This window comes from Hymenobacter elongatus (genome assembly GCF_004745955.1).
Lineage (GTDB): Bacteria > Bacteroidota > Bacteroidia > Cytophagales > Hymenobacteraceae > Hymenobacter > Hymenobacter elongatus.
Window position 1 is genome coordinate 87,415 of record NZ_SRLD01000021.1, and the last position, 8,828, is coordinate 96,242.

Consider the following 8,828-nt stretch of genomic DNA (forward strand, 5'->3'; position numbering starts at 1 on the left):
TGCTTATCTTTGCGCACTTATTTCCCACCCACCTCCTTTACCTTTTTGTGATGAAAGACCTGCTGGCCAAATTTGAGAATAAGCGTCCCGAAATCGTTTTTGAATGGAAAGACGCCGAAACCGAAGCAGAGGGCTGGGTCGTTATCAACTCGCTGCGCGGCGGGGCGGCGGGCGGCGGCACCCGCATGCGCAAAGGCTTGGACAAGCGTGAGGTGGAAAGCCTGGCCAAAACGATGGAGGTGAAGTTCACCGTGTCGGGTCCGGCCATTGGCGGAGCCAAGTCCGGTATCAACTTCGACCCCCAGGACCCGCGGAAGCGCGGGGTGCTGGAGCGCTGGTATCGGGCCGTGATTCCGCTGCTCAAAAGCTACTATGGTACTGGCGGCGACCTGAACGTGGATGAAATTCACGACGTGATTCCCATTACGGAAGATTACGGTCTGTGGCATCCCCAGGAAGGCATCGTGAACGGCCACTACCGCGCCACCGAGCCCCAGAAAATCCAGAAGCTCGGCCAGTTGCGCCAAGGCGTCATTAAGGTTATCGAAGATGCGGCCTTTACCCCCGAATTGAGCCGTAAGTACACCATTGCCGATTTGATTACCGGCTACGGCGTGGCCGAAGCCGTGCGGCATTACTACGAGCTGTGGGGCGGCCACGACGTGCGCGGCAAGCGGGCCATTATTCAGGGCTGGGGCAACGTGGGGGCCGCTGCCGCTTACTACCTGGCCACGCAGGGCGCGCTCGTCACGGGCATCATCGACCGGGCAGGCGGGCTGCTGAAGCCGGAGGGCTTTACGCTGGCCGAAATCCGGCAGCTCTTTCTGGACCGCAAAGGCAATATGCTAACGGCCGATAACCTGCTGTCGTTTGCAGAAATCGACCAGCAAATCTGGGCTTCCGGGGCTGAAATCTTCATTCCGGCCGCCTCCTCGCGCCTCGTCACGCGCGGCCAGATCGAGAAAATGGTAGCCGGCGGCCTGGAAGTTATCAGCTGCGGGGCTAACGTGCCCTTCGCCGACCCCGAAATCTTCTTCGGCCCCACCGGCGAGTACGCCGACCAGCATGTGAGCGTGATTCCCGACTTTATTGCCAACTGCGGCATGGCCCGGGTCTTCGCCTACTTGATGGAAACCAACGCCGAAATCACCGACCAAGCCATTTTCGGCGACACGTCCCGCATCATTCGCCGGGCCCTGGAGCGCACCCGCCAGCAAGGCGACAGCCCAGTGGGCGTGGCCCAGAAGTCATTCGAAATGGCGCTGCGGCAGCTAGTCTAGGGCTGGGTCGTTGTTTTCTTTAGAACGTCATGTCGAACAACGGGAGACATGACGTTCTTTTATCTAAACCGACAAACATGACCCTGCATGAAATTCTGAATCTGCGCTTTTTGGGCAATAATGTGGGAGCGTACCTGACCTGCGCGGGCATTCTGCTGTTTGGCTACCTCTTCAAAACGCTGCTTTCCAAACTGCTTTCCAAGCTCGTGTTCCGGTTTATCCGGCAGCGCACCGAGGGCGTAAGCGAAGCCCAGTTTCAGGCCCTGCTCATTCAGCCGGTATCCATCGTCGTGTTTCTGACCACGGTATATCTGGCCTTTCAGGTGCTCGACTACCCGGTGCGTAGCTCCGAGCTAAACCATAACGACCCCTGGCCGCAGGTAGCCTTATTTCGGCTCTATCAGTTGGGCATTATCGTGGGCGTGGCCTGGATTGCTTTACGCCTCGTCGATTTCGTAGTGCTCATCTTCCGCCGACGCGCCGAAATGAGCACTTCCCGCCTCAACGACCAGCTGATTCCCTTCGCCAAGGATTTGCTGAAAGTGCTGGTGCTGACTATTGCGTTTCTGGTCATGCTCAGCCGCGTGTTCGGTGTCAACGTCACGGCCCTGATTGGGGGCCTGGGCATTGGGGGCCTGGCTGTAGCTTTTGCGGCCAAAGAAAGCCTCGAAAACCTGATTGCCTCCTTCACCATCTTCCTCGACCGGCCCTTCGCCGTGGGCGACCTGGTGGAAGTAGGCGGCGTAACGGGCACCGTCGAGAAGGTCGGATTTCGTAGTACGCGCCTGCGCACAGCCGAGAAAAGCTACGTCACGGTGCCCAACAAGTCCATGATTGATAAGCCCTTGGACAACCTGTCGCTGCGGACGGCCCGCCGCGTCAACTTCACCCTGGCCCTTAGCCACAGCACTACCAGCAAGCAGCTCCGGGGCATTGTACAGGATGCTCAGCAGGTTATCAAGGAGTATCCGCTTACCACCGATGATATCCAGATCAAATTTGCAGCCCTGACGCCGGCCGCCAAGGAAGTAACGGTGCAGTACTTCGTGGAAACCACTAATTACGACGAGTGGCTGGACGTGAAGGAAGAACTCAACTACCGTTTAGTAGAGCTGGTGGAAAAGCACGGCGGCGTCTTTGCCAGCACGGGCACCACCTTGGTGCAGCTTAGCAACCCCGACCGGCTACGGGGCTTACAGTCGCCGGAACAACACGTGCTGTAGAAATCCAGCCCGGCCTTTTCAAGCGCACAAAAAAGCCCTGACACTCGTTGCCAGGGCTTTTTTTATGCATCATGCTATCTATTGCTTACCGGCCGCCAAACAGGCCGCCAAGCAAAGAGCCCATACCGCCGCCACCGCCGCCGAGCAGGCCGCCGAGGCCACCGCCGCCAGCGCTACGAGGAGCCGAACCGGGCTGACCACCTAGGCCACCCAAAATCGACATGAGCGAGCCTAGGCCACCACCGCCGACGTGTGAGCCCTGCTGGGGCATGTTGCCGTAAGTGCCGCCGGCACCACCAGAATTGCCGCCGCCACCCAGCACCCCGCTTAACAGACCGCCGCCAAGCAAGCCGCCTAATAGGCCGCCCATCGAGCCACCGCCCATCATGCTGCCACCGGCACCGCTGAGCAGGCCGCCCATTGAGCCACCGCCGAGCACGCTGCCCAGACCACCGCCCATACCCGACGACCGCCCGCTACGGTTCATGACCCCCGAAATAACCATAGGAGCCACCACGCCCAGCAAGCCAGCCATGAGCGCTCCTTTCGGAATACCAACACTGGCGAGCTTATCCGTCACGCCGCTCAGGAAGCCTTGCTTACCTGGGTCGCTGGCATCGTGTGGCACGGTAGCTGCCTGATCCACAACGGTTTCCAGGGCTTGCTTCTGCTGCTGGTTAACGCCGAGGTAGGTGGCCATTTTAGTGACCATTTCCTCTTCCGTGTTGGAATAAGCACCATCGGCTCGGGCAAAGCTGATCAGGTCGGTGATGAGCGAGAAGCGCAGGTCGCTGCCACGCAGCGCGTCCAGGCTTTGCTTAATGCTGTCATTGGAAGCGTCGCGAGCAGCCGACAGGACCTGCTGGGTAGCTCCGCCGGAGAGGCCCGCGCTATGGGCCAGCTGCTGCAAAAACTCTACTTCGGCCGCCGAAGCCTCACGGTCGGCGGAGGCTAGGCTGGCAATGACACTTAGATATGCGGCTTTCTCCTGGTCGGAGTAATTCTGTAGGAGTTGGGTATCGGTCATAGATAGGTGGAAAAGAAGTGGAAGAACAAACCGAAAATAGTAACGTCAACGGCCTGATTAGGTTGAACTCCGACCAGCTGACGGTCTACGGCTCCCCATTACCACCTTCAACACCCTCCGTGCGGCCCGGCTGAAAATTCTGACTGTAACATAGTTGCGGGCTACCGGCGGGGGCCGACGCAATTTTCTGCGCTGAATTTCGGTCAAAGGGTTGCGTAATCAAAAATGACCCACCATATTTGCATTCCCAAACGGGACCCGGGAGATTAGCTCAGCTGGTTCAGAGCATCTGCCTTACAAGCAGAGGGTCACTGGTTCGAACCCAGTATCTCCCACTTTTTCTTGCATTACCCTTCGGGAGATTAGCTCAGCTGGTTCAGAGCATCTGCCTTACAAGCAGAGGGTCACTGGTTCGAACCCAGTATCTCCCACCATTTTCAAAAGCCATTTAGCAGTACTGCTGAATGGCTTTTTTTTGGTTTATGGTGGGGCCACGCCGCTCTTTTACCGGCAATACCGCTGCTGGCTGAACCTTATCGGCAGAGTATTTTGCGTCTGGCAAGACACCGCCTAGTATTGCTGAAGCTAGGCTGGCCCGGCGCAGCCCACAGCCCAACCACTTTGGGCTTTCGGTCGAGTAGCGGTTTTCTTTACGATGCGGCCCGCTAGACCTATTTTCACCTCGGCAGTACCTAGCAGCAACCACCACCGCAGTATGCCCTGCGGCAAACATGCGGGCTGAGTGCTATACGTACGCTTGATTTCCGAATTATATGTGCAATATGGGCGTCCGAAATGGTGGGCGCGCCGCCGGGTGGTGCTCGTGCGGCTCGGCTCCTCTTTGCCAGCTACGCAACCCATAGCCGGCCTGGCTGGCTGAAGTTCGTTTTTGTTGTTGAAGCTCGCTTCCTATTTTTCTCTTTCAACCGCTTATGAGCACTGAACTACTTAAGCAGCAATTGTTTCAGAAAGCCCAACTCCAACTTCAGCAGCAGGGCTTCGGCATCACGCAGCAAGACCAAACCCGGCCCTGGGGCGGTTTTTTCGTGCTCGACGAAGCCCAGGCCCAGCAATTTGCCGACACGTATTTTGAAGGCTTGCCCGTGGAGCAGCTGCGCATAGCGGGCAAGCTGAGCCCCAAGATTCTGCTGGTCGCCCCCCACCAGCGACTGTCGTGGCAATACCACCACCGCCGGGCCGAAATCTGGAAAGTGGTGCAAGGTAGCGTGGGCGTTGTGACGAGCCCTACAGATACCGAAGGCGAACTGAAAACCTACGCACCCGGCGAGCTGATTAGGCTGCGGCAAGGCGAGCGGCACCGGCTCATAGGTCTGGATGAATGGGGCATGGTAGCCGAAATATGGCAGCATACCAACGCCCAGCACCCCTCCGACGAAGACGACATCGTGCGGGTGCAGGACGACTTCGGCCGGTAGGCCCAAGCGGGCAGACACACGGAACAGTTACTTGTTTGTCTGCTTGCGCGAAGTACCTGTGTGCTCCCCACCCCGCGTCCTGGCTACCGACCAGCTTCCCAAACGCCCAGCATTTAGCCGCCGCCGACTTGCAAGCTATGACAGCAGAGAACAGCGCGCAGCTCTGGGAGGCGTTTCGTGCCGGCAATACTCAGACCCTGGCTACTCTCTTCGAGACATATTACGACGCGCTGTTTCACTGCGGCCTCAGGCTGACCGGCGACGAGGAGCTGGTTAGGGACTGTATTCAGAACCGGTTCCAGAAGCTCTGGCGGCGGCGGGAAGGGCTGCGAGCGGTGCAGATAGTGAAGGCTTACCTGTTTAAAGCCCTGCGCCGCCACCTCGGCGATGAAACCAAGCTGTTGCGGTAGCACCGGCATTTCCTTCCCACCTACACCAATTCGTTCGAGGTGACCTATTCGCACGAGGAATTTCTTATCACCCAGCAGCGCGACGCGGAGCAGAGTACCCGGCTGCTGGCGGCGCTCAACCGGCTTTCTAAGCGGTAGCGGGAAGCGCTGGACCTGAAATTCTTTGACGGCTTTTCCTACGAGCGTATCGCGGAGGTGATGTCGCTCAATGTGCAGTCGGTTCGCAACCTGATTTTCAATGCGTTGCAGGCCGTCAGAAAAGCAATGCCGTGTCGCTGGCCCTGCTGTATCTGCTGTGCGGCTAACAAAAAACAGGTGGGCGGCAGCAGTGGACAGGGAGCATTGCGCTTACCCTGAAAAAAAAGTGCGCCAAACATGAGTATAAACGGCGACTGAGGCCGTGATGGAGGTGAACAGAGCAGCTGCTGGGCCCAAGTGGGGCCGGACAGCTGAGGCCAGCGAGGGTCCGCTCTGTTCAGCTATCCATCTGCTTATGACCTACGCCGCTTACTCCACGGAAGATTTTTTGGCTGACGAATCCTTTCAGGCCTTCGTGCTGGAAAGTGACGCCGATGCCGTTCAGTTCTGGCGGCGCTGCATTATCCAGCATCCTACCAAAGAAACCGAGTTTTACGAAGCTGTGGCGGTGCTTCAGCTACTGGCTACCCAGCGCAAGCCCGTAGAGGAAGCCCTAAAGAAGGAGGAGCTTACCAAGCTGTGGCAGAGCATGCAGCCGCCGGTGCCGACCCGTGCCCGACCAGCGCTGCGCACGGCCCGCCGCACCCGGCAGTGGACGGCAGCGGCCATTGCTACCACGGTATTGCTGGTGCTGGCCGGGCTGGGCCTGTGGCGACGACCGGCCCCGGCGGCAGCGCCGGCCTGGACGCGCTACGCTACCCACCCCGATGAGCGCCGCCAGGTGCGCCTCCCCGATGGCTCCAGCGTAGTATTGAATGCCAGTTCGACCCTCCGGATGGCTTCGGCCTGGACGCCAAGGCAGCCCCGGAAAGTATGGCTCACGGGTGGCGCTTACTTCAACGTGCGGCATACAGCCCCGGCGCGCCTGAAAACGGTGGCGGCCGCGCCCAATAACGTCAAGTTTGTGGTGCATACCGGGCCGCTGGATGTAGCGGTGCTCGGCACCCAGTTTACGGTGCTCAGCTATGTTGGCAAAACAAAAGTAGTGCTGAACACCGGCCAGATTCAGCTGAGCCGCCGCCAGCCGGGCCACCTCGACCAGGTGCTGATGAAGCCAGGCGAGCTGGTGGAATACAATGCGGCAACCCCGGCGGCCCCGCTGGCCAAGCGCGCCGTGAAAGCCGCTTTCTACTCGGCCTGGACCCAAGGGCAGCTGGACTTCGACAATACGCCCGTGGGTGAAATAGTGACCCTGCTGGAGGACACCTACGGCCTGCACATCACGCGGCGTGACGCAACGCTGCGGCAGCAAAAACTGACGGGCTCGGTGCCGAACCATGACCTGGATGAGCTGTTGAGCGCCCTCGGCAAATCCCTGGATGTGAAAGTTTTCCGCACTGGCAACCGCGTCACGCTCGACTAGCTGCTACGCTTTTCTGACCTGCTCCCCCACCCCTGCACCCGGAATCTATGGCCCTTTCTACTCAGTCGTTGCAATTGCTGCCACTACTACTTGCCGTCACCGTGGCCTCCACGCAGGCCCAGAGCACGACAGTGGCCCTGCTCCGGCCGGCGCAGCAGCCCGAGCCCTTCGTGCGCAACGCCGCGCAAGGCACGTCGCTGGAAAGTATTCTGCAGGAATTCAAGACGGTTCATCACGCTTTTATTCCATGCCGTAGCGACTTAATCAAGGATAAGTTCGTCAACGTCGAGGCCCTGACCTTTCGCACCCGGGAGGATGAGCTGACCTACGTGGTGACTGTAAGCGGCCTGCGGGTGGAAAAAACGGGCCGCAACGTGTATATCATTTCCAAGCCCAAAACAACAAGTATTTCCCTGCAAACGATTGTGGCCGGAGAGGGGCCCGCCGGAACGGGGGCGGAGAAGGCAGAAGCAGCCACTCAAGCCCCCGTTCCGGTACGGGGACAAACAACAGGTACCGATAACGCCCCCATTCCCGGTGCCACGGTGGTAGTGAAAGGCACCACCAACGGCACGGCTACCGACACGGGCGGCAACTTCTCGCTTAGCCTGCCCGACGCCAACGCCACGCTGGTTATTTCGGCCATCGGATTCGTGACGCAGGAAACGCACTCAGCTCACTGTGCTGCTCCAAACCGACGTGAAAGCGCTGGGGGAAGTAGTGGTGCTGGGCTATATCAGCCAGAAAAAAGCCGACCGGCGCGGTAGCCCAGATTAAACAAGGCGACATTTCGAGTATTCCGGTGGGCGGCGTGGCCCAGATTATGCAGGGCAAAGCGGCCGGAGTAGCCATTACGCAAGCCACCGGTGCCCCGGGCGAAAACATTGCCGTCCGGATTCGCGGAGTGGACACCATCAACGACAACTACCCGCTCTACATTATTCTCGCAGTATATCGTTTCGGGCAACTACCTCACGCAGGAAGGCCTGATTCAGAACTCGTCCTACGACCGGTTCAACCTGCGCACGGCCCTGAACAGCACCTTGTCGAAATACGTGAAAACCAGCACCAACCTCAATCTCAATCTGTCGTGCTCCAAAACCCGGCAGGCAGGCACCTCCGGCGACGGTTTCGGCAACGGCAACCCGGGGGCCAGCATCGTGCGCTACGCCTTGTTCCGGACGCCGGCCACACCGGTCTACAACGACCAGGGCGAGTTCGTCGATTTGCCGCAGGCCGATGGTAAAAGTGCCGCCGCGTTTTTCGGCGACGGCATCAACCCCGTGGCCCTGGCCGACGCGACCGACCGCAACTTCAACCGCTATTCGCTGCTGGGCAATGCCTACGTGGAGGTAAGCCCCGTGGAGCGCCTGCGCATCCGGTCGGACTACGGCGTGACCTTCCTGATTACCGACTACAAGCAGTTTTCCAAGACCTTCGGCATCGACCGCTCCTTCAATGCCAGGGCGCAGTTGGCGCAGTCGAACGGCAACGATTTCAACTATAACTAGACCAACACCGCTACTTACGACCTGCCGCTGGGCAAAACGCACGTTCAACATTCTGGTGGGTGCGGAAGCCATTAAAAATAAGGCGGTGGTTTAAAAAGGCGTTTTTACGTAGCTTGGCAGCTGATCCAGAACACGTTATACTGTGGCAAGTGCGGTAGCACGGCCCTGCGCAAGAACGGCAGCAATAAAGGCAAAGCCAAGTATACCTGTATGGGCTGTCGCCACCAGGCTGTCTTTACGCCAGCCGCGCCGGTACGGGCGGTCCGCTACGCCCAGGTCGAAAGGCTGCTGCTCGAACGCGTCTCGCAGCGCGCCATCGTGCGCCCGAGCGGCGTGGCGCGCATGACGGTGGCCACGCTGGCAAAAAAAAGCCCGGACGC

Annotated in this window: 10 protein-coding genes and 2 tRNA genes; 11 read left to right on the forward strand and 1 reads right to left on the reverse strand. The window is 59.2% G+C overall.

The window, feature by feature from the left end; all coding sequences use genetic code 11:
* Positions 1-50 precede the first annotated feature (50 nt).
* Together E5J99_RS11980 and E5J99_RS11985 are read left to right on the forward strand one after the other, a co-directional pair.
* Positions 51-1,280, forward strand: a complete 1,230-nt coding sequence (locus E5J99_RS11980; RefSeq protein ID WP_135498049.1) for a Glu/Leu/Phe/Val dehydrogenase dimerization domain-containing protein — start codon at positions 51-53, stop codon at positions 1,278-1,280.
* Between the two features lie 77 nt (positions 1,281-1,357).
* Entirely contained in the window at positions 1,358-2,503 is a 1,146-nt protein-coding gene (locus tag E5J99_RS11985; RefSeq protein ID WP_167852100.1) for a mechanosensitive ion channel family protein, read from the forward strand.
* 85 nt (positions 2,504-2,588) lie between these two features.
* Here E5J99_RS11985 and E5J99_RS11990 read toward each other — a convergent pair whose 3' ends face one another.
* Positions 2,589-3,530 (reverse strand): TerB family tellurite resistance protein, encoded by a 942-nt coding sequence (locus E5J99_RS11990; protein WP_135498051.1) that lies wholly within the window; start codon positions 3,528-3,530, stop codon positions 2,589-2,591.
* A 260-nt stretch (positions 3,531-3,790) separates the two neighbouring features.
* On the opposite strand from E5J99_RS11990, the gene E5J99_RS11995 reads away from it, so the two are divergent.
* The 9 genes from E5J99_RS11995 to E5J99_RS22270 form a co-directional block, all read left to right on the forward strand.
* A tRNA-Val gene (locus tag E5J99_RS11995) sits at positions 3,791-3,865 on the forward strand.
* A 21-nt stretch (positions 3,866-3,886) separates the two neighbouring features.
* Positions 3,887-3,964 (forward strand) — tRNA-Val (locus E5J99_RS12000).
* 498 nt (positions 3,965-4,462) lie between these two features.
* On the forward strand, positions 4,463-4,966 hold the full coding sequence (locus tag E5J99_RS12005; RefSeq protein WP_135498052.1) for a cupin domain-containing protein: 504 nt from the start codon (positions 4,463-4,465) through the stop codon (positions 4,964-4,966).
* A gap of 137 nt (positions 4,967-5,103) precedes the next feature.
* Positions 5,104-5,376, forward strand: a complete 273-nt coding sequence (locus tag E5J99_RS21285; RefSeq protein ID WP_167852101.1) for an RNA polymerase sigma factor — start codon at positions 5,104-5,106, stop codon at positions 5,374-5,376.
* A gap of 147 nt (positions 5,377-5,523) precedes the next feature.
* Positions 5,524-5,733, forward strand: coding sequence for an RNA polymerase sigma factor (locus E5J99_RS22265; protein ID WP_135498056.1), 210 nt, complete (start codon positions 5,524-5,526; stop codon positions 5,731-5,733).
* A gap of 136 nt (positions 5,734-5,869) precedes the next feature.
* Positions 5,870-6,937: a FecR family protein gene (locus E5J99_RS12020; RefSeq protein ID WP_167852102.1), complete on the forward strand. Its 1,068-nt coding sequence runs from the start codon at positions 5,870-5,872 to the stop codon at positions 6,935-6,937.
* A gap of 47 nt (positions 6,938-6,984) precedes the next feature.
* Complete coding sequence (locus tag E5J99_RS12025; RefSeq protein ID WP_135498055.1) at positions 6,985-7,704, forward strand: carboxypeptidase-like regulatory domain-containing protein; 720 nt, start codon at positions 6,985-6,987, stop codon at positions 7,702-7,704.
* 117 nt (positions 7,705-7,821) lie between these two features.
* Complete coding sequence (locus tag E5J99_RS21875) at positions 7,822-8,448, forward strand: hypothetical protein (protein WP_245318921.1); 627 nt, start codon at positions 7,822-7,824, stop codon at positions 8,446-8,448.
* A gap of 123 nt (positions 8,449-8,571) precedes the next feature.
* Positions 8,572-8,828, forward strand: a 257-nt coding sequence (locus tag E5J99_RS22270) for a recombinase zinc beta ribbon domain-containing protein (protein ID WP_394345949.1), incomplete at its 3' end; no start/stop codon positions are given.

Excerpts from the sequence above, each read along its gene's own strand:
- E5J99_RS21285 (WP_167852101.1), top strand. The coding sequence starts at position 5,104 with ATGACAGCAGAGAACAGCGCGCAGCTCTGGGAGGCGTTTCGTGCCGGC.
- E5J99_RS11985 (WP_167852100.1), top strand. The coding sequence starts at position 1,358 with ATGACCCTGCATGAAATTCTGAATCTGCGCTTTTTGGGCAATAATGTG.
- E5J99_RS12005 (WP_135498052.1), top strand. The coding sequence starts at position 4,463 with ATGAGCACTGAACTACTTAAGCAGCAATTGTTTCAGAAAGCCCAACTC.
- E5J99_RS12020 (WP_167852102.1), top strand. The coding sequence starts at position 5,870 with ATGACCTACGCCGCTTACTCCACGGAAGATTTTTTGGCTGACGAATCC.
- E5J99_RS11990 (WP_135498051.1), bottom strand. The coding sequence starts at position 3,530 with ATGACCGATACCCAACTCCTACAGAATTACTCCGACCAGGAGAAAGCC.
- E5J99_RS12025 (WP_135498055.1), top strand. The coding sequence starts at position 6,985 with ATGGCCCTTTCTACTCAGTCGTTGCAATTGCTGCCACTACTACTTGCC.
- E5J99_RS11980 (WP_135498049.1), top strand. The coding sequence starts at position 51 with ATGAAAGACCTGCTGGCCAAATTTGAGAATAAGCGTCCCGAAATCGTT.